The 24,985-nt window shown below is 75.8% G+C and carries 18 protein-coding genes and 1 pseudogene; 12 read left to right on the forward strand and 7 right to left on the reverse strand.

The features are described 5' to 3' along the window. Nucleotides 1-1,451 (forward strand): annotated as a pseudogene (locus K1J50_RS14720) (DUF4384 domain-containing protein); the annotation flags it as partial. A gap of 109 nt (nt 1,452-1,560) precedes the next feature. Here the strand turns inward: K1J50_RS14720 and K1J50_RS14725 are convergent. The 4 genes from K1J50_RS14725 to K1J50_RS14740 are packed head-to-tail and all read right to left on the reverse strand — an operon-like array spanning nt 1,561 to nt 7,355. Then, a complete protein-coding gene (locus K1J50_RS14725) occupies nt 1,561-3,225 on the reverse strand; it encodes a hydantoinase B/oxoprolinase family protein (protein ID WP_220118523.1) in 1,665 nt (554 codons plus the stop codon). After that, nucleotides 3,222-5,297 (reverse strand): hydantoinase/oxoprolinase family protein, encoded by a 2,076-nt coding sequence (locus K1J50_RS14730; RefSeq protein ID WP_220118524.1) that lies wholly within the window; start codon nt 5,295-5,297, stop codon nt 3,222-3,224. The genes K1J50_RS14725 and K1J50_RS14730 overlap by 4 nt, the downstream gene beginning before the upstream one ends. Next, complete coding sequence (locus K1J50_RS14735) at nt 5,294-6,559, reverse strand: Zn-dependent hydrolase (RefSeq protein ID WP_220118525.1); 1,266 nt, start codon at nt 6,557-6,559, stop codon at nt 5,294-5,296. Before K1J50_RS14735 ends, K1J50_RS14730 begins: the two co-directional genes overlap by 4 nt. 4 nt (nt 6,560-6,563) lie before the next feature. Further along, a complete protein-coding gene (locus tag K1J50_RS14740; RefSeq protein WP_220118526.1) occupies nt 6,564-7,355 on the reverse strand; it encodes an SDR family oxidoreductase in 792 nt (263 codons plus the stop codon). A 125-nt stretch (nt 7,356-7,480) separates the two neighbouring features. Between K1J50_RS14740 and K1J50_RS14745 the strand changes: the two genes are divergently transcribed. The 10 genes from K1J50_RS14745 (at nt 7,481) to K1J50_RS14790 (ending at nt 21,463) form a co-directional block, all read left to right on the forward strand. After that, on the forward strand, nt 7,481-8,458 hold the full coding sequence (locus K1J50_RS14745; RefSeq protein ID WP_220118527.1) for a 2-hydroxyacid dehydrogenase: 978 nt from the start codon (nt 7,481-7,483) through the stop codon (nt 8,456-8,458). A gap of 28 nt (nt 8,459-8,486) precedes the next feature. After that, complete coding sequence (locus tag K1J50_RS14750) at nt 8,487-9,134, forward strand: flavin reductase family protein (protein WP_220118528.1); 648 nt, start codon at nt 8,487-8,489, stop codon at nt 9,132-9,134. Between the two features lie 144 nt (nt 9,135-9,278). Then, nucleotides 9,279-10,952, forward strand: coding sequence for an ABC transporter permease (locus tag K1J50_RS14755; RefSeq protein ID WP_220118529.1), 1,674 nt, complete (start codon nt 9,279-9,281; stop codon nt 10,950-10,952). A gap of 166 nt (nt 10,953-11,118) precedes the next feature. Continuing rightward, nucleotides 11,119-12,792 (forward strand): two-component system sensor histidine kinase NtrB, encoded by a 1,674-nt coding sequence (locus tag K1J50_RS14760; RefSeq protein ID WP_220118530.1) that lies wholly within the window; start codon nt 11,119-11,121, stop codon nt 12,790-12,792. Between the two features lie 2 nt (nt 12,793-12,794). After that, nucleotides 12,795-13,220 carry a response regulator gene (locus tag K1J50_RS14765; protein WP_220118531.1) on the forward strand — a complete coding sequence of 142 codons (426 nt, stop codon included), beginning with the start codon at nt 12,795-12,797 and terminating at the stop codon, nt 13,218-13,220. A gap of 228 nt (nt 13,221-13,448) precedes the next feature. Continuing rightward, nucleotides 13,449-15,716, forward strand: a complete 2,268-nt coding sequence (locus K1J50_RS14770; protein WP_220118532.1) for a penicillin acylase family protein — start codon at nt 13,449-13,451, stop codon at nt 15,714-15,716. Beyond that, entirely contained in the window at nt 15,713-17,251 is a 1,539-nt protein-coding gene (locus K1J50_RS14775; RefSeq protein WP_220118533.1) for a GH3 family domain-containing protein, read from the forward strand. The genes K1J50_RS14770 and K1J50_RS14775 overlap by 4 nt, the downstream gene beginning before the upstream one ends. 125 nt (nt 17,252-17,376) lie before the next feature. After that, a complete protein-coding gene (locus K1J50_RS14780) occupies nt 17,377-18,051 on the forward strand; it encodes a YajG family lipoprotein (RefSeq protein ID WP_220118534.1) in 675 nt (224 codons plus the stop codon). A gap of 337 nt (nt 18,052-18,388) precedes the next feature. Continuing rightward, the gene (gene parE, locus K1J50_RS14785) at nt 18,389-20,371 is read left to right on the forward strand and encodes a DNA topoisomerase IV subunit B (protein WP_220118535.1); all 1,983 of its coding nucleotides are present in this window, start codon (nt 18,389-18,391) and stop codon (nt 20,369-20,371) included. A 48-nt stretch (nt 20,372-20,419) separates the two neighbouring features. Then, on the forward strand, nt 20,420-21,463 hold the full coding sequence (locus K1J50_RS14790; RefSeq protein ID WP_220118536.1) for a C-terminal binding protein: 1,044 nt from the start codon (nt 20,420-20,422) through the stop codon (nt 21,461-21,463). A 99-nt stretch (nt 21,464-21,562) separates the two neighbouring features. On the opposite strand, the gene K1J50_RS14795 is transcribed toward K1J50_RS14790, so the two are convergent. From K1J50_RS14795 to K1J50_RS14805, 3 genes are all read right to left on the reverse strand, one after another. Further along, nucleotides 21,563-21,991: a methylglyoxal synthase gene (locus K1J50_RS14795; protein ID WP_220118537.1), complete on the reverse strand. Its 429-nt coding sequence runs from the start codon at nt 21,989-21,991 to the stop codon at nt 21,563-21,565. Nucleotides 21,992-22,014: 23 nt separating this feature from the next. Next, complete coding sequence (locus tag K1J50_RS14800) at nt 22,015-22,431, reverse strand: PH domain-containing protein (protein ID WP_220118538.1); 417 nt, start codon at nt 22,429-22,431, stop codon at nt 22,015-22,017. A gap of 71 nt (nt 22,432-22,502) precedes the next feature. Then, nucleotides 22,503-22,805 carry a hypothetical protein gene (locus K1J50_RS14805; RefSeq protein WP_220118539.1) on the reverse strand — a complete coding sequence of 101 codons (303 nt, stop codon included), beginning with the start codon at nt 22,803-22,805 and terminating at the stop codon, nt 22,503-22,505. Nucleotides 22,806-23,580: 775 nt separating this feature from the next. On the opposite strand from K1J50_RS14805, the gene K1J50_RS14810 reads away from it, so the two are divergent. Beyond that, nucleotides 23,581-24,985, forward strand: a 1,405-nt coding sequence (locus K1J50_RS14810; protein ID WP_369413616.1) for a DEAD/DEAH box helicase, incomplete at its 3' end; no start/stop codon positions are given.

A 24,985-nucleotide genomic window follows, 5' to 3' on the forward strand; every position in this document is an offset into this window, starting at 1 on the left:
AAGGACCCGGACGGCGCACCGGCGGCGCCCCGCCGCAGCGGCCGGCCGGGGCGGCGGGGGATGGCGCCGCCGGGCGGCGGAGCCGGGTCCTGGTCGGGGGCGGCGCGGCGGCGCTCGTCGCGGCGGTCGCGGGCGCGTGGTTCCTGGCGATCGAGCCCGGCCGGCAGGCCGCCCGCGAGGAGCAGGCGCGCCTCGAACGCGCGGCGGAGGAGGCCGCCGCGCGGGCCAGGGCGGAGCAAGAGCGCCTGGCGGCGGAAGCCGCCGCCGCGCAGCGGGCGCGCGAGGCGCAGGAGCAGCGTGCCCACGAGGCGACGCAGCGCGAACAGCAGCTCGGGCTGGAGCGGGAAGCGGCCGAGGCGGCGGCCCGCGCCGCGGTCGAGCGGGAAGCGCTCGCCCGCGATCAGGCGGAGCGCGAGCGCCTGGCGCGGGAGCGGGCCCAGGCGGAGGAGGCGGCGCGGGCCGCCGCCGAGCGCGAGCGGCAGGCCGCGCTCGAGGCGGAGCGCCAGCGCCTCGCGGCGGCCGAGGCCGAACGGCAACGTCTGGCCGAACTCGAGCGGCAGCGCCAGGCGGAGGCGGAGCGCGCGCGGCAGGCGGAGGCCGAGCGGCAACGTCTGGCCGCAGCCGAGGCGGAGCGCGCGCGCCAGCGCGCGGCGGCGGAGGAGGAGCACCAGCGCCTGGCCGAGGCGGAGCGCGCGCGGCTGGCCGCGCTCGAGGCGGAGCGCCAGCGCCTCGCGGCGGCCGAGGCCGAGCGGCAGCGCCTCGCGGAAGCGGAGCGCCAGCGCCTCGCGGCGCTGCCGCGCCCGGATTTCCGCGCCGCCGCGGCGAGCGCCGTGCGCGCGGCGCCCTGCAGCCTGCTGGCGGCGGCGGCGGACGACGACGGCCTCACCCTTGCCGGGGTGATCGCGCGCGGCGGCGAGCCGGCGATCCGCCGCGCGCTGGCGGAGCGCCAGATCCCGCTCGAGCGGGTGCGGCTGCGGCTGCAGCCCTTCGATGGACCCTACTGCGCCGCGCTCGAGGCGCTGCGGCCGGCGCTCGCCGGGCCGGAATCCGCGCCGCTGGTGTCGCTGCTCGGCCGCGCGCCGCTGGTGAAGGGGCAATTGCTGCGCTTCGACGTCGCCCTGCCGGACTGGCCCTCGCAGCTCTCCGTCGCCTACGTGATGAAGTCGGGCGAGGTCGCGCACCTGGTGCCGGCGCATCCGCAGCCGGCCGGGGCGCGGGTCCGGCTCGGCGAGCCGCGCGCGGGCTTCCCCGGCTGGGAGGTGGACGAGCCCTTCGGCACCGACCTGATGCTGGTCATCGCCTCGGAACGGCCGCTGTTCCCCGCCGGCCGGCCGCAGGTCGAGCCGCTCGACGCCTACGTCGCGGCGCTCTCGGCGGCGCTCGGCGCGGCGCAGCGCGAGGGCTGGCGGGTCGCGGTGCGGCCGCTGGTGGTGGAGACCGCGGAGCGCTGAGCGGCGCGCAGCCGCGGCCCTCGCCCCTCGGAGTAGCGCCGCGTCGCGCGCTCCCGCCCGCCTCCGGCCGTCCGCGGCCGGCGCCGGGGCGGAGCCGGGCGCGGCGCGCTCAGACCTCGACGCCGTAGAGGGTCCGCGCCGCCTCGGGGCTCACCAGCCCGTCGGCGACGTCGCGCCGCACCAGCGCCGGGTCGCGCTGGCGCGGATCGCCCATGCCGCCGCCGCCCGGCAGCTTCAGCACCAGGCGCCGGCCCTTGGGGACGATCTGGAAGCCCTTGGTGCGCAGCGGCGTGCCGTTCGGGTCGTCGAGCCCGACCCAGCCCGGCGCCCCGTCGTGGCCGCCGTCGCGGCCCTTCGGCGGGTGGGCGATGCGGTCGAAGATGGCGTTGACGGCGAACTCGGCGTCGTTCTTGGCGCCGATCTCCATCACCTGGCCCATGCCGCCCCGGGTGCGGCCGGCGCCGCCGGAATCGGGGCGCAGCTCCTTGCGCCAGAAGATCACCGGGGCGACGTTCTCGGTCGCCTCCACCGGCATGGTGCGCACCCCGGAGGGGAAGGCGGTGGCGTCGAGCCCGTCCTTCGTCGGGCGCGCCCCCGTGCCGCCGGAGTTGAAGGTGATGATCTCGAAGTCCTCGACCTCCGCCGCCGGGCCGCTCACCTGCGCGCCGCCGCGCAGCGGCGGGTTCCAGAGCGCGGAGGAGCCCTCCGCGGTGACGCGCTCCGGCACCGCCTGGTGCAGGCAGCCCATCATCAGGTCGGGCAGGAGCTGGCCGATCACGTGGCGCACGCTGACCGGATAGGGCCGCGGCGCGTTCAGGATGCAGCCCTCCGGGATGCGCATGCGGAAGGGCTGGAGCGAGGCCCAGTTGTTGGGGATCTCCGGCGCCACCACGCACTTGATGCCGAAGCAGGCGTAGGCGCGGCAGTAGGCGGGGGGCACGTTGATGCCGCGGTTGGAGAGCGGCGAGGTGCCGGCGAAGTCCACCTCGATGCGGTCCTCGTGGATGGTCATCGCCGCCCGGAGCGTGACCGGCGCCTCGTAGCCGTCGGAGCGGATCTCGGCGCGGAAGGTGCCGCGCGGGAGCTTCGCGATCTCCGCGACCGTGGCGCGGAGCGAGCTGTCGAAGATGTGGGCGGCGAGGTCGTCGAGCGAGTCCATGGCGAACTCGTCCATCATCTCGACCAGCCGCCGGGCGCCGGCCTCGTTGCAGGCGCACAGGGAATAGACGTCGCCCTCCAGCTCGACCGGGGTGCGGGAGCCGGCGCGCAGGAAGTCGAAGAAGGTCTCGTTCGGCCGCCCCCGGTCGAAGCACTTGACGATCGGGATGTAGAGCCCCTCCTCGAACACCGAGCGCCCCTCCGGCCCCATGCCGAGGCCGCCGACGTCGATGACGTGGGCGGTGTTGGCGAACAGGCCGACGGTGCGCCCGTTGCGGAAGGCGGGGGTGACGACGGTGAGGTCGTGCAGGTGGCCGGTGCCGAGCCAGGGGTCGTTGGTGATGTAGTGGTCGCCCGGCTGCATGGTGTGCACCGGGAACTTCTTCAGGAAGTGCCCGACGCTCTCGGCCATCGAGTTGACGTGGCCGGGCGTGCCGGTGACCGCCTGGGCGAGCATCCGGCCCTGGAGGTCGAAGATGCCGGCGGAGAGGTCGCCCGCCTCGCGCACGGTGGTGGAGAAGGCGGTGCGGATCATGGTCTGCGCCTGCTCCTCGACCACCGCGATCAGGCGGTTCCACTGGATCTGGCGCTGGATCGCCCTGAGCGCGTCCGTCACCGGGAGGCCTCCTGCGTCAGTTCGAGATAGCCGAGCCCGTCCATCCGGCAGCGCCAGCCGCGGCCGACCAGGGTGCTGGTCTCCGCCTCGGCGACGATGGCGGGCCCGGCGATCGCGGCGCCCGGGGTGAAGGCGTCGCGCTCGTAGACCGGCCAGTCGGCGACCTCGCCGGTCGCCGTGTCGCGCACGGCGAGGTGGCGCGCGGGCCGGGGCGGCGGCGCGTCGAACACCTCGCCCGCCGGCTCGACCGGCTCGGGGATGGTCGAGACCGTGACGGCGAAGCTCAGCACCTCGACGTCGCTGCCGGGCACGGGGCGGTCGTAGCAGCGGGCGTACTCGGCCTCGTAGGCGGCGCGGATGGCCGGCACGTCCGCCGCCGTCAGCGCGCGCGCCGGGAGCGGGACGGCGATCTCGTGCCCCTGGCCGACGTAGCGCATGTAGGCGAGGCGCGTCTGCCGCGTCGGCTGCCCGAAGCTTCCCGCCGCGACCACCGCCTCCGCCTCGGCCGCCGCCTCGGCGAGCAGCGCGTTCACCGCCGCGACGTCGAAGCGGGCGAGGCGCTGGTAGAGGCTGCGCACCACCTCGTAGGCGACCGGGGCGCGCAGGAAGCCGATCGCGCTCCCCACCCCGGCGCCGGAGGGGACGAGGATGCGCCGGATGCCGATCTTCTCGGCGACGCGTGTCGCATGCACCGGCCCGCCGCCGCCGAAGGCGATCAGCACGCGGTCCTCGAAGCCCTTGCCGGATTCGATCGCGTGCACGCGCGCGGCGTTGGCCATGTTCTCGTCCACCATCTCGACCACGCCGAGCGCCGCCATCTCCGGCGCGAGGCCGAGGCGCTCGCCGACATGCGCCGCGAGCGCCGCGCGCGCCTTCTCCGGATGGAGGCGCAGCGTGCCGCCGGCGAAGCGCTCCGGGTCGTAGCGGCCGAGCAGGAGGTTGGCGTCGGTCACCGCCGGCCTCTCGCCGCCGCGGCCGTAGCAGGCGGGGCCGGGATCGGCGCCGGCGCTCTCGGGGCCGACCTGAATCCGCCCGAGCGCGTCCACCCCGGCGAGCGAGCCGCCGCCCGCGCCGATCTCCACCATCTCGATCACCGGGATGCGCAGCGGCAGGCCGGAGCCCTTCTTGAAGCGGCCGACGCGCGCCACCTCGAAGTGGCGCGCGGTCTGCGGGGCGTAGTCGTCGATCAGGCAGACCTTCGCCGTGGTGCCGCCCATGTCGAAGGAGAGCACGCGCCCGAATCCGCGCTCCTTCGCCACGTGCGCGGAGAAGATCGCCCCGCCCGCGGGGCCGGATTCGACCAGCCGGATCGGGAAGCGCGCCGCGGTCTCGAGCGTGGTGAGGCCGCCGCCGGAGAGCATCAGGAACAGCGGGCAGGAGAGGCCCGCCTCGCGCAGCCCGCTCTCCAGCCGGCGCAGGTAGCGCGCCATCAGCGGCTGGACGTAGGCGTTGGCGACGGTGGTGGAGAAGCGCTCCCACTCGCGCATCTCCGGCGACACCTCGGAGGAGAGCGAGACCGGAAGCTCCGGCCACATCTCGGCGACGATCTCGGCGGCGCGGCGCTCGTGCGCCGGGTTGACGAAGGCGTGCAGGAAGCCGATGGCGAGGCTCTCGATGCCCTCGGCGCGCAGGAATGCGACCTGGCGGCGCACCGCCTCCTCGTCCAGCGGGCGCAGCACCCTGCCCTCGTTGTCGAGCCGCTCGGGGACGGGCAGGCGCCAGCGGCGCGGGACCAGCGGCTGCGGCAGCTCGATGTTGAGGTCGTACTGGTCGTAGCGCGCCTCGTTGCCCATGGCGAGGACGTCGCGGAAGCCCTCGGTCGTCAGCAGCGCGGTGCGCGCGCCCTTGCGCTCGATGATGGCGTTGGTGGCCAGCGTGGTGCCGTGGATGACGAGCGCGATGTCCCCCGGCGCGAGGCCGGCCTCGTCCAGCACGCGGCGCACCCCCGCGAGCACGCCCTCCTCCGGCGCGTGGGGCGTGGTGAGGACCTTGCCGGTCCAGCGCCGGCCGTTCTCCTCGACGGCCACGTCGGTGAAGGTGCCGCCGATGTCCACCGCGAGGCGCGCCGTCATGCCGCCGCCTCCGCCACCCAGCGCGCCGCGACCGCGCAGGCCGCGGCGAAGTCCTCGATCCGCATGTCTTCCTTCGGGTTGTGGCTGCCGTTCTGGTTGCGCACGAACAGCATCCCCGCCGGCACGCCCGCCTGCGCGAAGGCCGCGGCATCGTGGCCGCCGCCCGAGGGCATCATGCGGTGCGCGATGCCGAGCGCCTCCGCGGCGCGCTTCAGCCCGGCCTGCACGCCCGCATCCATCGGCGCGGCGCGGCTGCCGCTCTCCGCGCCCAGCTCGAACCGCACCCCGCGGCGGGCCTCGATGCGCGGGACGAGGTCGTACAGCACCTCGAACATGCGGTCGCAGTTGCGGGGATTGACGCTGCGCACGTCGAGCTGGAACACCGCCTCGCCGGGGATCCGGGTGAAGCCGGCCTCGGGCGCGGTCGCCAGCACGCAGAAGGTGCAGACCAGCTCGTGGCCCTCGGTCTCCAGCCGCAGCCACGCCTCGTCCATGCGGTGGGCGAGCTCGGCAAGCGCGATCGCCGCGTCGCGCCGGTGGCGGCGCGGCGTGGCGCCGGAGTGGTTGTATTCCCCGATCACCCGCGCCGCGCGCAGCCGCCGGCTGCCGGGGATGCCGGTGACGATGCCGAGAGGGACGCCCTCCGCCTCCAGCACCGGCCCCTGCTCGATGTGCACCTCGAGGAAGGCCGCGACGGTGTCGGGGCCGAGCACGCGCCTGCCCGCGCGCACGAAGTCCGGGTCGAAGCCCTCGGCGCGCATGTGCTCCTCGAGCGTGCGGCCGGTGTCGGCGCGGCGGACCGCGAGCTCCTCCGGCCGCAGCGTGCCGAGCGCGCCGCGGCTGCCGGGGTAGCTCACCGGGAACCAGGCGCCCGCCTCCTCGGCGCGGAGCGCGAGCACCGTCACGTCGCGCCCCGGCACGACGCCGGCGCGGCGCAGGCCGGCCACCACCGCGAGGCCCGCCAGCACCCCCGCCGCGCCGTCGTAGTTGCCGCCGCGGCGCACGCTGTCGAGGTGGCTGCCGAGCAGCAGGCGCTTCGCCGCGCGGTCGCGCCCCGGCAGCGTCATGTGCAGGTTGCCGACCGGGTCGGCGCGCACCTCGAGCCCCAGCGCCTCGGCGGCTTCGCGCACCAGGGCATGGGCCGCACGCTCGCCCGGGCCGTAGGCGTCGCGCGTCACGCCCTCGCCGTCGCGGCTCCGCGCGCGGAGCTCGGCGAACAGGCGCTCGGCAAGGGCGACGTCCGGGCTCGCGGTCGCGCTCATCGGCCTAGAGCATCGCCCGCACCCGGCCGCCGTCCACCCGGATCAGCGTGCCGGTGATGTAGCCCGCGCGCTCGCTCGCCAGGAACGCCCCCATCGGGCCGAAATCGGCCGGCACGCCGAGCCGGCCGGCGGGGATCTCCTCCGCCGCCCTGGCGAGCGCGGCCTCGAAGGAGATGCCGAGCTGCTGCGCCCGCGCCGTGGTGGTCTGGGTCACGCGGTCGGTGAGGATGGTGCCCGGGGCGAGCACGTTCATCGTCACCCCGTCCTTCGCCACCTCGGCCGAGAGGGTCTTGAGCCAGGCCCAGACGCTCGCCCGCAGCGTGTTGGAGAGGGCGAGCGTCGGGATCGGATGCTGCATCCCGGTGCTGCCGATGACGATCACCCGCCCCCACTTGCGCTCGCGCATCGCCGGCATCAGCCGCATGGCGATGCGGATCGGCGAGAGGACGATGCGCTGGAACCAGGCGACGAGGTCCGCCTCCTTCATCTCCCAGGCCGTGCAGGGCGGCGGGCCGCCGTGGTTGAGCACCAGGATGTCCACCCCGCCCATCGCCGCCACGGCGCCGTCGGCGAGGCGGTCCATGTCCTCGCCGCGCGCCACGTCGGCCGGGATGCCGACGGCGGAGGCGGCGCCGAGACCCTTGAGCGCCGCCGCCGCCGCATCCAGCGCCGCCTGGTCGCGCCCGCTGATGACGAGCGCGGCACCCTCGGCCGCCAGCGCCTCCGCGACCGCGCGCCCGAGGCCCTTCGAGGCCCCCATCACCAGCGCCCGCCTGCCCTTCAACCCGAGGTCCATCGCATCCCCTCCCCGCCTGCGGAACGGCGGCGGACCCTGCCCCCTCGGCGCGGCGCTGGCAAGACGCGCCGCGGCCGCTATGGTGCGCGCCGACCGTCGTTCCCCAGCCGGAAGGCCCGCCGCCCATGGCCAAGCCCGCCCTGCTCGTCACCCGCAAGCTGCCGCCCGCGATCGAGGCCCGCGCCGCGCGCGACTACGACGCCCATCTCAACCCCGAGGACGCGCCCTGGTACGCCGACGGCGCCGAGATCGCCCGCCGCGCCGCCGCGATCGGCGCCGCCGGCATCCTCTGCGCCGCCGGCGACCGGCTGGATGCCGCCTGCATCCGGGCCCTGCCGCCCTCGGTCAAGGCGATCGCCACCTTCAGCGTCGGCTTCGACCACATCGACCTCGCCGCCGCCCGCGCGCGCGGCATCGTCGTCACCAACACGCCGGAGGTGCTGACCGAGGCGACGGCGCAGATCGCGCTCACCCTGCTGCTGATGGCCTGCCGCCGCGCCGGCGAGGGCGAGCGCCTGGTGCGCGCCCGGCGCTGGACCGGCTGGGCGCCGACCCAGCTCCTCGGCCTGACGCCGGAGGGCAAGCGCCTCGGCATCCTCGGCTTCGGGCGGATCGGGCGGACGCTCGCGCGCATGGCGCGCGGCCTCGGGATGGAGATCCACTACCGCGACCTGCAGCGCCTGCCTCCCGAGCTCGAGCAGGGCGCGATCTGGCACGAGAGCGACGAGAGCTTCCTGCGCGCGAGCCAGTTCCTCTCCATGCACATGCCGGGCGGCGAGGCGACGCGCAAATGGCTGAACGCCGAGCGCATCGCCCTGCTGCCGCGCGGCGCGGTGGTGGTGAACACCGGCCGCGGCGGCTCGGTGGACGACGAGGCGCTGATCGCGGCGCTGCGCTCCGGCCACGTCTTCGCCGCCGGGCTCGACGTCTATGACGGCGAGCCGCGCATCCACGAGGGCTATTTCGGCCTGGAGAACGTGGTGCTGCTGCCGCATCTCGGCAGCGCCACGGTGGAGACGCGCGACGCGATGGGGCACCGCGCCCTCGACAACCTCGACGCCATCCTGCTGCGCGGCGAGCCGCCGCGCGACCGGGTGGCCTGACCCGATCCGCCGCCAGGGGACCCGTCCGATGCTGTTCGATTTCGCCACCCTGCCGCCCGGCGAGGGCTACAAGCTGATGGTCTCGACCATCGTGCCGCGGCCGATCGCCTGGGTGGTGACGCTCGATGCCGAGGGCCGGCCGAACGCCGCCCCCTTCTCCTTCTTCAACGCCTTCTCCGGCAACCCGCCGATCGTCGGCTTCGGCTGCGGGCCGCGGCCGGAGGGCAGCCCGAAGGACACGCTCGCCAACGTCCGCCGGCTCGGCGAATTCACCATCTGCCTGGTGCCGGATTCGCTCGTCCAGCAGATGAACGTCACCGCGGCCGAGTTCGAGGCCGGGGTCAACGAGCTGGAGGAGGCGGGGCTCGCCGCCGCCCCCTGCGCCAAGGTGAGGACCCCGCGCATCGCGGAGAGCCCGGTGGCGATGGAGTGCGTCCTGCACCAGATCGTCCCGCTGGGCGAGCACAACCTGGTCCTCGGCCGCATCCTCGCGATGGAGGTGCGCGACGACTGCGTGCTCGACCCCGCGAAGCGCTACATAGACACGCCGAAGCTCGGGCTGATCGGCCGCATGCACGGCCGCGGCTGGTACGCCCGCACCACCGACCGGATGGAGATCCCGCGCATCACCCCCGAGCAGTGGGAGGAGCAGAAGCGCAGGCGGGCGGCGGAGTAGCGCCGCCGCGTGCCCCCGCCCGCGGCGCCGGCAGGGGGCCTTGCCGGGAGGCCGGCGCCGGCCGCGGCCGGGGCAGGTGCCTCCCGCCCCGCCGCGTGCTACCCGCCGCCGTGGCCATGACCCGCCGCGCCCCCACCGGCTCCGATGTCTGAAGCGGTCCTGCTCCGCCCCGAGGCCGCCGAGCCGGCCCCGCCGCGGCGCCGCCGCGCGCCGCCCTGGGCCTGGGTCTCGCTGGTCGCGGCGGCGGCGATCGCCGCCCCGGTGCTCGCCGTGCTCGCCGCCGCGGCGGCGCCGCCGGCGACGGCCTGGAGGCACATCGCCGGCACCTTCCTGCCGGAGATGCTGGCCAATTCCTTCCTGCTCGCCCTGCTGGTCGGGCTGATGACCGCCTCGGCCGGCGCGGTCTCCGCCTGGCTCGTCACCGCCTTCGAATTCCGCGGACGCGCGGCGCTCGAGGTGGCGCTGCTGCTGCCGCTCGCCATGCCCGCCTATGTCTGCGGCTATGCCTATGTCTGGCTGCTCGACGTCGCGGGGCCGGTGCAGACCGTCCTGCGCGACCTCACCGGGCTCCGCTGGGGGGAGTACTGGTTCCCGGAGATCCGCAGCCTGCCCGGCGCGGCGGTGATGCTGGCGATGGTGCTCTATCCCTACGTGTACATGCTCTGCCGCGCCGCCTTCCTGCAGCAGAGCGTCTGCCTTATCGAGGCCTCGCGCACCCTCGGCCACGGGCTGCCGCGCACCTTCCTCCATGTCGCGCTGCCGCTCGCCCGGCCGGCTCTGGCGGGCGGCGTGGCCCTGGCGCTGATGGAGACGCTGGCCGATTTCGGCACGGTGCAGCACTTCGCCGTCCGCACCCTGACCACCGGCATCTACGAGGCCTGGTTCGGCCTCGGCGACCGCGGCGCCGCCTCGCAGCTCGCCGCCTGCCTGATGGGCCTGGTCGCCCTGCTGCTGCTGCTCGAGCGCCTCTCGCGCGGCGACCGCCGCTACCATCCGACGACCACCCGCCATCCGCCGATGCATCCGGTGCCGCTGCGCGGCGCGAAGGCCGCGCTCGCGGTCCTCGCCTGCGCCATGCCGGTGCTGCTCGGCTTCGGCATCCCGGCCGGGACGCTGCTCTGGCTGGCGGCGGAGACGGGCGACCCGCTGGCGCCGCCCCGCTTCATGCCGTTCGCGCTGAACTCGCTCGTCCTCGCGGCGCTGACCGCGGCGCTCGCGGTGCCGCTCGCGGCGCTGCTCGCCTGGGCGCAGCGCCTGCACCCCTCGCCCCTGCGCGCGGCGGCGAACCGGGTGGCGGCGCTCGGCTACGCGGTGCCCGGCTCGGTGATCGCGGTCGGGACGCTGGCGCCCGCGGGCCTGTTCGACAACGCGCTCGATTCCTGGATGCGCGCGCGCTTCGGGATCTCGACCGGCCTGCTGCTCTCGGGCGGGATCGCCGCCCTGGTCTTCGCCTACCTCGTCCGCTTCCTCGCGGTGGCGATGTCCGCCGTCGAATCGGGGCTGGCGCGGATCAAGCCCTCGCTCGCCGCCGCCGCGCGCGTGCTCGGCCGCACCCCGGGCGAGGCGGTGCGCGAGGTCGAGCTGCCGCTCGCGCGCGGGGCGCTCCTCACCGCCGCGGTGCTGGTCTTCGTGGACACCATGAAGGAGCTGCCGGCGACGCTGATCGTGCGGCCCTTCGACTTCGATACGCTCGCGGTGCGGGTCTACAGCCTCGCCGCCGACGAGCGGCTGGCGGAGGCCAGCACGGCCGCGCTGCTGATCGTCGCCGTCGGGCTCCTTCCGGTGGCGGCGCTCACCCGGGCGATGCGCCGGGGCTGACCGTCCGGCGCGCCGCGGACGGCCGGCCGCAAAGGTGCCCCGCTCTCCCGGGGTCCGGACACGGGACTGTGAATCGGGACCGGGGCATAGCAACCTGCGCGCGGGACGGATTCGGGCCAAAGTCCGTCCCCGCTTCCCGACCCCCAGGGCATCAGCCGCACCGCGCATGTCCGCTTCCGCCTTCCCGGTCGATTCCGTCCCAGCGCTGCCGCACGGGTCCGATCCGTTCCGGCACGGGGATCCGCTGTGGCTGCCCGCCGGCGCCGAGGCGGCAGCAGCGGCCGCCTCCCTCGTGATCCTCGCCGCCCTCGTGTCCTTCTTCCTCCGGCGGCGCGAACCCGGCTTTCCCATCCTTGCGGCGCTGCTCTCCCTCTTCCTGCTGTCCGACGCGACGGCGCACTTGGCGCGGCTCTGGATGCTCTGGCGCCCGGATCACGGCGCGACGGGGCCCGTCGCCACGGGCCTCGCCGCCGTGATCGGGCTGGCCAGCGCCGTCCTGCTCCGCCCGGTGCTGGCGAAGACCCTCGCCCGGCCCAGCCCCGCCGACCTCGCGCGGGAGATCGAGGTCCGCCGCGCGGCCGAGGCGCGCGCCCGCGAATCGGAGGCCCGGCTCGCCAGCCTGTTCGAGCACATGGCCGACGCGGTCTTCGTGGTCGGCCAGCGCCCCGACGGCAGGTTCGCCTACGAGTCCGTCAACCCGGCCTTCGAGCGGCTGTTCGGCGTGGGCCGCGACCGCCTGCTCGGCCAGGGGCCGCGCGCCTTCCTGGACGACGAGGCGGTGGTGGCGCTCATCGAGCGGCGCTACGCCGAGGCCCTGGCCGGCCACGCGCCCGTCGCATACGAGGCCTGCGGATTCACCCGCGCCGGCTATCGCCACTGGCATACGGTGCTTGCGCCCATCCGCGACCCCGAAGGGCAGGTGGTCCGGCTGCTCGGCAGCGTGCGGGACGTGACCGAGACGCGGCGCCTGCAGGCCGATCTGCAGGAGGCCGCGCGGCTCGCCACCGTCGGCTCGATGTGCGCGGGCGTGGCGCACGAGATGAGCCAGCCGGTGAACGTCATCGCCCTGTGGGCCGGCAATGCGCGCGCCGCCCTCGCCGCCGGACGCGCCGAACCGGAGCGGCTCGCCCGCGCCTTCGAGGTCGTGCTCGACCAGAGCCGCCGCATCGGCGCGCTGCTCGAGCGCATGCGCGAGCTGACGCGCGAGGAGCCCGCCGGCCCTGGCGCGCGCCCCGCCGCCCCGCCGCGCGGCGAGGGGGGCGCCCGCCCCGGGGCGCCGGCGGCCGAGGCCGAGCCGGGCGGCCCCTTCGATGCGGCGGAGGCGGTCGCCGCGGTCGCCGCGGTCGCCAGCCGGCAGTACGCGATCGAGGGGACGGTCGAGCTGACGCTGGATCGTCCGCCGGGCACGATCCCGGTGCAGGGCCGGCGGGCGAAGCTCGAGCAGGCCCTGCTGCAGCTGATCGCCAACGCGCATGACGCCGTGCTGGAGCGCCGCTCCCGCGAGCCCGGCGCGCCGGCGCGCATCGTCGTGGCGCTGCGCGCCGACCACGCCGGCGGGGTGGTGGCGATCGCGGTGCGCGACACCGGGGGCGGCGTGCCCGAGGCGGTGCGCGGGCGCATCTTCGACCCGTTCTTCACCACCAAGGAGCCGGGCCGCGGCACCGGCCTCGGCCTCGCCATCGTCCAGGGCGTGGCGCGCAGCATGGGGGGGCGGCTGGAGACCTGGAACGAGGCGGCCGGCACCGCCGAGGCCGGGGCGGTGTTCTGCCTCACCCTGCCGCTGGCCGCCGCCGCGCCCGTGCGGCCGGGGCCGGTGCGGGTCGGGACCGCCGCGGCCTGAGCATGACGGGATCGGCGCCATCGGGCCCGGGCCCTCCGGACGACGCGCCGCGCATCCTCGTCGCCGAGGACGAGCCGCTGGCGGCGATGGCGATCGAGGACCTGCTGGCGGGCGCCGGCTATGCGGTCCTGCTCGCCGCGGACGGCCAGGAGGCGCTGGAGATCGCCGCGCGCGGCGCGCGCTTCGACCTGCTGCTGACCGATCTGCGCATGCCGCGCCTGGCCGGGCGCGAGCTGATCCGGCGTCTGCGCGCGGCCCGGCCGGACCTGCCCGTGGTCGTGATGACCGGCTACGCCCCACCGGACGGCGCGGCCTCGCTGCTGCGGGATGCCGGAGGGACCGGGCCGCTGCTCCTCTTCACCAAGCCGATCGAGCCCGAACAGCTGCTCGACGCGGTCGGCCGGCTGGCCGGCTGGTCCCGGCGCTGACCCCCGCGCCGGCGGCGTGGCGGGCGCCGCGGAGCCGCCCGCCGGGCCTTGCGGCCTCGCCCCGCCTCTCCATGCTGCGGGCGGGCGCAGCCGCGGGAGGCATCTCCGGGCGCGCGAGGAGGAACGGGGTCGCTCATGAGACCAGGATCCGCGCCGGCGACCGGGCGCCGCAGGCCCGCCGCGGGAGCGCTGCCGCGCCGGCGACTGGCGCGGCGGATCGCCGGCGCCGTGGCCCTTGCGGCGGCCGCGCTGCTGCCGGGCTGCGCCGCCCTCGCCCCGCGCCCCGTCGCCGTCGAGCAGCGCCTCGCCGCGCTGCCCGCGACGGGGCTCGCGGGACTCGAGCGCCCCGTCACCATCCGCTGGAACGACCACCTGATCCCCTGGATCGAGGCGGAGACCGACCGCGACCTCGCCTTCGCCCTCGGCCTCGTGCACGGGCACCTGCGCGGGGCGCAGATCGCGCTGCTGCGCCTGGTCGCGCGCGGGCGGCTGTCCGAGGTGGCGGGGCCGTTCGCCACCGAGGTGGACCACGCGCTGCGCATCCTCGACTTCGGCCGCGCCGCGCCCGAGATCGAGCGGCGCTGGCCGGCGGAGACGCGCGCCTTCGTCGAGTCCTTCGTCGCCGGGCTGAACCACGCCACGCTCCGCGCCGGGCGGCCGCCGCCGGAATTCGCGCTGCTCGGCCTCCGCCCCGAGCCCTACAGCACGGCCGATATCCTCGCCATCGGCCGGCTCGCCGGGACCGACGTGAACTGGCTGCTCTATTTCTCGCTGCTCGGCGAGCGCGGGCGACCGGACTTCGCCCGGCTGTGGCGGCGCACGCTCGAGGCCGGGGCGAGCGCGACCGAGCCGGCGCGCGAGGCGGAGGGCGGGGGGAGCGCCGCGCTGCGCGCGCTCCTCGGCGGACTGAACCGCGCCGGCAGCAACGCCGTGGCGGTGGCGGCGCGGCGCAGCGCGACGGGCGGGGCGCTGCTCGCCTCCGACCCGCATCTCAGCCTCAACCTGCCCAATCTGTGGCTGGCGGTGGGGATGCGCTCGCCCTCCTTCCACGCGGTCGGGCTGATGGTGCCGGGCCTTCCCATTCTCGGCCTCGGCCGCAACCCGGACCTCGCCTGGGGCGGGACGAACATGCGCGCCGCCGCCTCCGACCTGTTCGACGTCTCCCGCCTGCCGCCGGCGCAGATCACGGAGCGGCGCGTCACCCTGCGCCGGCGCCTGTGGTTCAGCACCGAGCGCACGGTCCGCCTCACCCTGCACGGCCCGATCGTGACCGATGCCGCGCTCGTCCCCGCGCGCCCCGGCGAGGCGATCGCGCTGCGCTGGGTCGGCCACGAGCCGACCGACGAGATCACCGCCCTGCTGCGCGCGGCGCGCGCCCGCGACGGCGCCGCGTTCCGCGCCGCCTTCGCCGGCTTCGGCGTCAGCCCGCAGAACATGGTCTGGGCCGCGCGCGACGGCCGCATCGGCCGGCTGATGGCGGCCACCCTGCCCGCCCGCACCGGCTTCCCCGACGCGGACCCGGTGCTCGACGCGGCCGACCCCGCCGCCACCGCCCCCTGGGCGCGCCTGCTCGATGCACGCGACCTGCCCTACGCCGAGGACCCGCCGGAGGGCGTGCTCGCCTCCGCCAACGAGCGGCCGGAGCCGCTCGGGGGCCGCGCCCCGCCCCCGCTCGGCCTCTTCTTCAGCGACGGCGACCGGCTGGAGCGCCTGCGCGCCCTGCTCGCCGCGCGCGAGCGGCTCTCGGTCGCCGACCTGATGGCGCTGCAGCGCGACACCCTCTCGCCCAAGGCGGCGCGGCTCGCCGCGGCGCTGCGGCGGCGGCTCGAGGGCCTCGCCGAGGCGGCGCCGGTCGCCGCCGCCCTCGACGGCTGGGACGGCGACTACCGAGCCGACAGCCGCGCCGCGCTCGCCTTCGAGCTGCTGCTCGGGCGCCTGGTGCCGGCGCTGCTCGCGGAGAACGGGCGCGACGGCGCGGCGGGCCGGCGCGGGCCGGAGACGCAGTGGAACTTCCTCACCACCTTCCTCCTGCGCGACCTCGACGCCCTGCCGCCCGAGCGCCGGGCCGCGGTGCTGCGCCAGGCGGCGGCGGAGGCGGCGCGCGAGCTCGGCCGCTTCCGCGACTGGGGCGACGTGCACCGCCAGCGGGTCGCGCACTGGCTGGTGAACCTGCCGCTGATCGGCGGCGCCTTCGTGCAGGGCGACGCGCCGGTCGGCGGCTCCCGCGAGACGCCGATGAAGACCAGCCACGGCCTGGTGCAGGGGCGGCATGTCGCGACCTTCGGCTCGATGGCGCGGCATGTGAGCGACCTCTCCGACCCCGACGCCAATTGGGTCGTGCTCTACGGCGGCCAGGACGGCTGGCTCGGCAGCGCCGCCTTCGCCGACCAGGTGCCGCTCTGGCGCGAGGGGCGCATGATCCGCCTGCCGCTGCGGCCCGAGACGGTCGCGGCCGAGTTCCCGCGCGTGACGCGGCTGCTGCCGGCGGCGCGATGACGGGCGCGGGCGGTCCGCCCTTCGACGCGACGCCGTTCCTGCGCGCCTACGCGCGCTGGCGGCTCGGGCGCATCGAGGCGCTCGACTGGGTGGCGGCGCAGGAGCGGCTGCTGCTCTCCCTCCTCCGCCGCGCCGCGCGCACGCGGTTCGGCCGCGCCCACGGCTTCGGCGCGATCCGCTCGGTCGCCGACTTCCAGGCGCGCGTGCCGCTGCGCCGCTACGAGGCGTTCTGGGAGGAATACTGGCGCCCCGCCTATCCGGTGCTCGAGGACCTCACCTGGCCGGGCCGGGTGCCCTATTTCGCGCTCAGCTCCGGCACCACCTCCGGACGCACCAAGCACATCCCCGTGACGCGGCCGATGGTGCGCGCCAACCGCGCCGCCGCGCTCGACGTGCTGTGCTGGCATCTCGCCCGCCATCCGCGCAGCCGCGTCCTCGGCGGTCTCTCCTTCCTGCTCGGCGGCTCGACCGCGCTCGAGGAGGTGGCGCCCGGCGTGCGCCAGGGCGATCTCTCCGGCATCGCCGCGGCCGAGGTGCCCGCCTTCGCCCGGCCGTGGTACTGGCCGCCGCCCGAGCTCGCCCTGATCCCCGACTGGGACCGCAAGATCGCGGCGCTTGCCGCGGCGACGCCGGTGGCGCGGGTGCGCAGCCTGGGCGGCACGCCGAGCTGGCTCCTGATGCTGTTCGAGCGCCTGGCTGAACGGCACGGCCGGCCGCCGCTGCCGGCGCTCGAGCTGCTGGTGCACGGCGGCGTTGCCTGGGCGCCCTATCGCGCGCGCATGGCGCCGTGGCTTCCGCCCGGCTGCGCGACGCGCGAGGTCTATCCGGCAAGCGAGGGCTTCTTCGCCATCGCCGACCGCGGCGAGGGCGAGGGGCTGCGCCTGATCGCCGACGGCGGCTGCTTCTTCGAGTTCGTGCCGCTTGCCGAGCTCGACTCGCCCGCGCCGGCGCGGCACTGGGCGGCGACGGTCGAGACCGGCGTGGAGTACGCGATCGTCGTCACCACCTGCGCCGGGCTGTGGGCCTATGTGGTGGGCGACACGGTGCGCTTCGTCGAGCGCGCGCCGCCGCGGCTGCTGGTGACGGGCCGCACCTCCTACTTCCTCTCCGCCTTCGGCGAGCATCTGAGCGGGGAGGAGATCGAAGCCGCGCTGCTCGCCGCGGCGCGCGAAGCGGGCCTCGCGGTGGCGGAGTACTGCGTCGGGCCGGTGTTCGGCCGCGCCGGGGGCCATCACCGCTGGCTGGTGGAGACGGCGGCGCCGGCCGGGGGGGAGGCGGCGGCGCGCCTCGCCGCCGCGCTCGATGCCGCGCTCGCCGCGGCCAACGACGACTACCGCGCGCACCGCGCGGGGCGCCAGCTCGGCCCGCCGGAGGTGGTGCTGCTGCCGCCCGGCGCCTTCGCGGCGTGGATGCGGCGCGAGGGCCGGCTCGGCGGCCAGCACAAGGTGCCGCGGGTGGTGGCCGATCCGGAACGGTTCGCGGCGATCGCCGCGGCGGTGGCCGATGCCGCGGCCGGCGGGGAGCCGCGGCGCTGACGGGACGGCGGTGGCCGCGCGCGGGGAGGCGCGGCGCCGGGGGCGGGGCGATCCGCGCTCGCTCGCTTGCCGCAACGGAGGCCGTGCTGGCAGGCTTCCCGCCCCGGCGGAGGAGGCGGGAAGGGATGGCCATCGCGGGCAGTTTGTGCGCGGCCGGGCGGATGCTCGCCCTGCTGGCGTTGCTGTGCGGCGTGGCGGGCTGCGCCCTCACCACGGACGAGATCGCGGTGGAATACGGCGCGCCGCGCGCCACCCCGGCGCCGGTGCCGGGCGCGTCCGAGGTCTCGGTCGCCGTCGCGGCGCGAGATGCGCGGACCGCCTACCGCGACCGCGTCTCCACCAAGCGCAACGGCTACGGCATGGAGATGGCCCCGATCGTCGCGACCAACGACGTGATCGCCGAGACCGCCCGCGCGATCGCGGCGGAGCTTGCGGCGCGCGGCTTTGCCCCGGGCGGGCGGGACGCCCGCGTCGAGATCGACGTGCTGCGCTTCTACAACGACTTCAAGCCGGGATTCTGGGCCGGGTCGGCGACCGCGGAGCTGCTCGTGAATCTGCGCGTGCTGGACCGCGCCGGGCGGGTCGTGTTCCTGAAGACCTACCACGCCGAGGGCCATGTGCCCGCCCTGGTGATCTACAGCGGCGAGAACGCGCGCACGGCGCTGGTCGAGGGCCTGCGCAACCTGGTCCACCAGGTGGCCGACAACCCCGCGCTGATCGCCGCGCTGACCGCCCAGGCGCCGCCGGCGGCGGAGCCGCCTCCGCCCCCGCGCCGGCGGCCGGGCCGCCCCGTGAGCTAGCCGGCGGCGACGGGCAGAGCGGATCGCGGACGGCGGCACCGGCCGGGCGCGCCGATCCGCCCGGCGGACAACGCGCCGGGGCCGCCACCGCGCGCACGGCCGAGCAGAAGCGGTTCCAGGCCCGATCGCGGACAGGCGGAACCGGCCCGAAGCACGGATCGGCCTCGCGGACAGAGGGCGGGGCCGCAGCGGCGGGCACGGCCGGGCGAAGCCGGCCCCGGCCCGCGGCGCCGGGCGCGACTCGGCGGGGAAAATCCGCGCTCTTGCAAGATCTTGGCGGCCGTTGTTGTCCGCCCTCCCGGGCCCCGCTACAGTGAGCGGGGGATAGGAACAAGGCATGAACGACCTGTTCGGCCGGGCGCGCCTCGCCAAGGCTGCCGCCGGCCAGAGCGACTCGTACTCGGCCAAGGACATCGAGGTGCTGGAGGGGCTGGAGCCGGTGCGGCGCCGCCCCGGCATGTACATCGGCGGCACCGACGAGACCGCGCTCCACCACCTCGCCGCCGAGATCCTCGACAACGCCATGGACGAGGCGGTGGCCGGCCACGCCGACCGCATCGAGGTGACGCTCGAGCCCGGGAACTGGCTCACCGTGCGCGACAACGGCCGCGGCATCCCGGTGGACCCGCACCCGAAATTCCCGAAGCTCTCGGCGCTCGAGGTGATCTTCACCACGCTGCACTCGGGCGGCAAGTTCTCCGGCAAGGCCTACAGCACCTCGGGCGGCCTGCACGGCGTCGGCTCCTCGGTGGTGAACGCGCTCTCCGAACGGCTGGAGGTGGAGGTCGCGCGCGACCGCACCCTCTACACCCAGGCCTTCGAGCGCGGCCGCCCGGTGACGCGGCTGAAGACCGCCGGGCCGGTGCACAACCGCCGCGGCACCACGGTGCGCTTCCGCCCCGACCCGCAGATCTTCGGCACGCTCGCCTTCAGCCCGGCGCGGCTGTACCGGCTCTGCCGCTCCAAGGCCTATCTGTTCCGCGGCGTCGAGATCCGCTGGTCCTGCGACCCCTCGCTGATCCGCGACGACACCCCGGCCCAGGCGGTGCTGCGCTTCCCGGGCGGCCTCGCCGACTTCCTGGCGAGCGCGATCGAGGGCCGCGCCCGGGTGGTGCCGGCGATCTGGGCCGAGCAGGTGGAGTTCCCGGACGGCGCCGGCCGCGCCGAATGGGCGCTGACCTGGCTCGAGCAGGGCGAGGGATTCCTCAACACCTACGCCAACACCATCCCCACCTCCCAGGGCGGCACCCACGAGGCCGGGCTGCGCGCGGCGCTGGTGAAGGGCCTGCGCGCCTATGGCGAGCTCAAGAAGGAGAAGCGCGCGGCGAACATCGTCGCCGAGGACGTGCTCGGCTCCCTCGCCGGCATGCTCTCGGTCTTCATCCGCGAGCCGCAGTTCCAGGGCCAGACCAAGGACCGCCTCGCCTCGCCCGAGGCGCAGCGCCTGGTCGAGGGGGTGCTGCGCGACCACTTCGACCACTGGCTCGCCGGCGACCCGACCACCGCCGACAACCTGCTCGCCTTCGTCATCGAGCGCGCCGAGGAGCGCATCCGCCGGCGCGAGCAGAAGGACACGCCGCGCAAGAGCGCGACGCGCAAGCTGCGCCTGCCCGGCAAGCTCGCCGACTGCGCGCGCGAGAGCGCCGAGGGGACGGAGCTGTTCCTGGTCGAGGGCGACTCGGCGGGCGGCTCCGCCAAGCAGGCGCGCGACCGCGAGACCCAGGCGGTGCTGCCGCTGCGGGGCAAGATCCTCAACGTCGCCTCGGCCTCCGCCGACAAGCTGCGGCAGAACCAAGAGCTGCGCGACCTGATCGAGGCGCTGGGCTGCGGCGCGGGGGAGAGGTTCGACATCGGCCGCCTGCGCTACGGCCGCGTGGTCATCATGACCGACGCCGACGTGGACGGCGCCCACATCGCCGCCCTGCTGATGACCTTCTTCTACAAGGAGCTGCCGGAGCTGGTGCGCCAGGGCCGGGTGTTCCTCGCCCAGCCGCCGCTCTACCGGCTGCAGGGGGGAGGCAAGACCCTCTACGCGCGCGACGATGCCGACCGCGAGCGGCTGCTGCGGACCGCGTTCAAGCCGAACCAGAAGGTGGAGGTCAGCCGCTTCAAGGGCCTGGGCGAGATGCCGCCGGCCTCGCTCAAGGAGACCACCATGGACCCGCGCCGGCGGACCCTGCTCAAGGTGGTCCTGCCGCCGGAGGAGCGGGCGAGGACCTCCGAGCTGATCGAGGCGCTGATGGGCCGCCGGCCGGAGCTGCGCTTCAGGTTCATCCAGGAGAACGCGGCGCGGCTCGACGCGGCGGAGGTGGACGTCTGACGCGTCCTGTGGCGCAATCCCCCACGACCGACCGCGGGGGATCGCCACATGGCCCGATTCAAGATCGTCACCCCCGCCGGCGCCAGCTTCACGGTGGCCGGCGGCGGCTATGCCTACGAGATGGAGGCGCTCGAGGGCCTCGACGCCGAGATCGTCGAGTGCCCGCCGACCGAGGAGGGCTTCATCGCCGCCGCGCGCGACGCCGACGCGGTCTACGCCAAGGGCATGAAGTTCACCCGCCGCATGATCGAGGCGCTGGAGCGCTGCCGCATCATCGCCCTCGGCACCGTCGGCGTGGACTACGTAGACGTCGCCGCCGCGACCGAGAAGGGCATCCCCGTCACCAACTGCCCCGACACCTTCATCGAGGAGGTGGCGGACCACGCGATGATGCTGCTGCTCGCCGCGCACCGCCGCGCGCTGGAGCAGGACCGCATGGTGCGCGAGGGCCGCTGGGCGGAGGGCCGCCCCCAGCTCCTGCAGATCCCGCGCCTGATGGGCCAGACCCTCGGCTTCATCGGCTTCGGCCGCGTCGCCCGCGCCACCGCCCGCCGCGCCGCGCCCTTCGGCCTGCGCCTGCTCGCCTACGATCCGTATGTCGAGGAGCTGGTGATGCCAGCCCACGGCGTGCAGCCGGCCTCGCTGCCCGAGCTCCTGGCGCAGAGCGACTTCGTCTCCCTGCACCTGCCGGACACGCCCGAGACGCGGGGCTTCCTGCAGGAGAAGCACTTCCGCCAGATGAAGCCGAATGCGATCTTCATCAACACCGGCCGCGGCCCGACCGTGGTCGAGACGGCGCTGATCCGGGCGCTGCAGGAAGGCTGGATCGCGGGCGCCGGCCTGGATGTGTTCGAGACCGAGCCGCCGCGGCCGGACAACCCGCTGCTCGCGATGCGCAACGTCATCCTCTCGCCGCACAACGCCTCCGCCTCGGCGCGCTTCGACCCGGCGCGCCGGCGCCGCGTCGGGCAGGAGCTGGCGCTGGTGCTTTCCGGCAGGTGGCCGATGAGCTGCGTCAACCCCTCGGTGCTGGCGCGGTCCGGGCTGCGCCGCTGGCAGCCCTACTCGATGGAGCGCGGGCCGAACAGCTAGCGCCGTTTCCGCCCGGCGGTGCGCGCGGCCACGGCCCCGGCGCGTTGTCCGGCGGGCGGATTCCCGCTTCCGGCTGTCGCCAGCCGTCCGCGATCCGCTCTAGGGCCGGCCCGTGCCGGCGGCCGGGCCGCCGGCGGCGGCCTTCCGCGCCGCCATTCCCGGCAGCGCGGCGGCCAGGAGTTCCGCCGTCGCCAAGTTCACCGCGATCGGCACGTCGCGCAGCGCGGCGATTCGGATCAGCGCCCGCACGTCCGGCTCGTGCGGCTGCGCCCAGAGCGGGTCGAACAGGAACACGATCGCGTCCACCCTTCCCTCCGCCACCCGCGCGCCGATCTGCTGGTCGCCGCCGAGCGGGCCGCTCAGCACCGCCTCGATGCGCAGCTCCGGATAGCGCTCGCGAAGGCGCGCGCCGGTCGTGCCGGTGGCGAGCAGATGGTGCGGCCGCAGCAGCCCGATGTGCCGGCCGACCCACTCCACCAGCGCAGGCTTGGCGGCGTCGTGGGCGACGAGGGCGATGGTGAGCGACATGCCGCGCCGCCTTCCTCGCGCGCTCAGTCCAGCGTCGCCGCCGGTCCCTGGGGCCGCGCCGTGCGGTTCCACAGGGCGCGGATCGTCTCGCTCACCCGCACCGGGTCGGCGAGGCCGCGCAGCACGTGCGTCTCCTCGCTCCGCCCCTCGAGCGACTTCACGACGATGTCGCCGATGCCGAGGAGGCGCTGATAGAGGCTCTGCCGCACCACCACGTCGCGGATGCGGAAGATCTCCACGTCGTCGCGCGTCCGCGTCCAGAAGCCCTGCTCGAGGATCAGGCGCTCGTCGGTGATGCGCACCCGCTGGCGGCCGAGGAAGGGCAGGCCGAGCAGCAGGCAGGCGAGGAGGAAGCGCGCCGGGCCGTAGGAGCGCCTGGTCTCGCGCCCCTCCAGCAGCGTCTGCTCGTTGCTCTCCGTCCCTGGCACCAAGGCCGTCATCCGCGCATCCCCCTGCCGATCCCGCCCGCGCCCCGTGCCGCCGCCCGGCGCGCCGTCTCCCGTGCCCGGGCTTAGCCGGCGACGCGGCCCCAGGCGAGCCCGTTGGGCGTGGGGCAGTTGCAGGCGTCGCCGGGCTCGGCGGGCTCGCGCAGCGGACAGGTCACCGCGCCGGCGACGCAGGTGGTGCCCGGCGCGGGCGGATAGAAGGCGGGCGGCGGAGGATAGGGCGGCGCGTAGGGATAGTAGGGGTAGGGATAGCCGTAGCCGTAGTAGCCCGGCAGGATCGCAAAGCCGAGGGTGATCGAGGGGACGAAGACGCCGTATCCCCACCAGCCCCAGGGCCGGTACCAGCCCCCGGAGGGGCGGTGCGGCACCGGGCGCCAGGAAGGGGGCCGGTGCCCCCACCATGGCGCGACGGGCCCCGGCCGGCCGGACCAGCCGTGCACCGGCGACAGCGGCCATCGGCCGGTTCCGGGGGCGGGAGGTGGCCGGACGCCGAGATCGGGCGCCCGCGGCGGGGGCGCGATGCGACCCCCTCCCTCCCCTCCGGACCGGGACCAGCGTTGCGCCTCTGCGGGCGCGAGGGGCGCAGCCGCGGTCAGGCCGAGCGCGGCCGCGGCCAGGACCAGCGGGCACAGGCGCGGGAGACGGAGCGTCATGGCGTTGCCCTTGCGGCCCGCCGGGCGTGGCGCCGCTCGCCCGCGCGGCGGGGGGCCGAAGCCTAGCACCGGATGCGCACGCCCGGATCCGGCTGCGGATGTGCGGGACAGGGTGGCACGCCGGCCGGCGCGGCGGCGGGGGCGGGGGCTCCGGAAAGGGCCGGCGCGCGGCCGCCCTGCCGGCGCGCGCCCGCGGCAGGGCCGGAAAATCTTGATTCCGCGCGGGAAAGCGCGCATATGCGAGGCGCACGTGGAACGGCGGAGCAGGGGCACCGTTAGCCCCGAGGCTTGCGCGCCGTGTCCCGCCGACGGCCCTGCCGCCGACGGCCTGGCCGTCGGGGCGTCCGCCGCCCCTATCCGGCGAAGGAACATACTGGACTTGACCGAGCTTACCTACGCGGCCGCCTCCCCTGCGGCCGAGATTCCGCACAACGGCACCGCCCCCACCGATGCTCGCGCCGACACCGCCGCGCGCGACGCGCTGCAGGCGATGGCGGCCGAGGAGGCGGCGCAGATCGAGGCCGAGCGCGAGGCGCACGAGCACGACGCGGCGGTGCCGGCCGAGCCGCCGCGCCCCACCTTCGCCGATCTCGGCCTGTCCGAACCCGTCCTCAAGGCGCTGGAGGAGGCCGGCTACCAGCACCCGACGCCGATCCAGGAGAAGGCGATCCCCTTCGTGCTGATGGGGCGCGACGTGCTCGGCGTGGCGCAGACCGGCACCGGCAAGACCGCCGCCTTCACCCTGCCGATGCTCGACATCCTCCAGGGCACGCGGGCCAAGGCGCGCATGCCGCGCAGCCTGATCCTCGAGCCGACGCGCGAGCTCGCGCTCCAGGTCGCCGAGAACTTCGTCAAGTACGGCAAGCACCTGAAGCTCGTCCACGCGCTGCTGATCGGCGGCGAGAGCATGGACGAGCAGCGCGCCGTGCTGGAGAAGGGCGTGGACGTGCTGATCGCCACCCCCGGCCGGCTGCTCGACCTGTTCGACCGCGGCCGCATCCTGCTCGCCGACGTCAAGGTGCTGGTGATCGACGAGGCGGACCGCATGCTCGACATGGGGTTCATCCCCGACGTCGAGCGCATCGTCTCGCTGCTGCCGCGGATCCGGCAGACGCTGTTCTTCTCCGCCACCATGGCGCCCGAGATCCGCCGCCTGGCGGATGCCTTCCTCTCCAACCCCAAGGAGATCGAGGTGGCGCGGCCGGCGACCGTCGCCTCGACCATCGTCACCGGCGTCGCGCTGGTGCGCGAGCACGAGAAGCGCGAGGCGCTGCGGCGCCTGATCCGGCAGGAGGAGGTGCAGAACGCGCTGATCTTCTGCAACCGCAAGGTGGACGTGAACGTCCTCTACCGCAGCCTCAAGCGGCACGGCTTCTCGGTCGGCGCGCTGCACGGCGATCTCGACCAGTCGCAGCGCTTCGCCATGCTCAACGCCTTCAAGGCGGGGGAGATCCGGCTCCTCGTCTGCTCCGACGTGGCGGCGCGCGGGCTCGACATCGGCGGCCTGTCGCACGTGTTCAACTTCGACGTGCCGTTCCACGCCGAGGACTACGTCCACCGCATCGGCCGCACCGGGCGCGCCGGGCGCGAGGGACGCGCCTTCACCCTCGCCACGCCGGAGGACGCGAAGCGGCTCGCGGCGATCGAGAAGCTGACCGGCCAGCCGATCCCGCGCATCGCGATCGCGGGCCTCGCGCCGGTGAGCGAGGAGGAGCTGGCCGCGGCCGCCGAGGACGGCCGGCGCGGCAGCGGCGGCCGGCGCGGCGCGGCAGCGGCGAAGAGCGGCGGCAGCGCAGGCGGTGCCCGCGAGGGCCGCGCCGGCGCCAGCCGGGCGCGCGGCGGCAGGGCCGAGGCGGCGCCCGCCGCCGCCGGCGCGAAGGAACCGGCCGAACGCG

Origin of the sequence: Caldovatus aquaticus (genome assembly GCF_019458025.1) — a bacterium.
GTDB lineage: Bacteria > Pseudomonadota > Alphaproteobacteria > Acetobacterales > Acetobacteraceae > Caldovatus > Caldovatus aquaticus.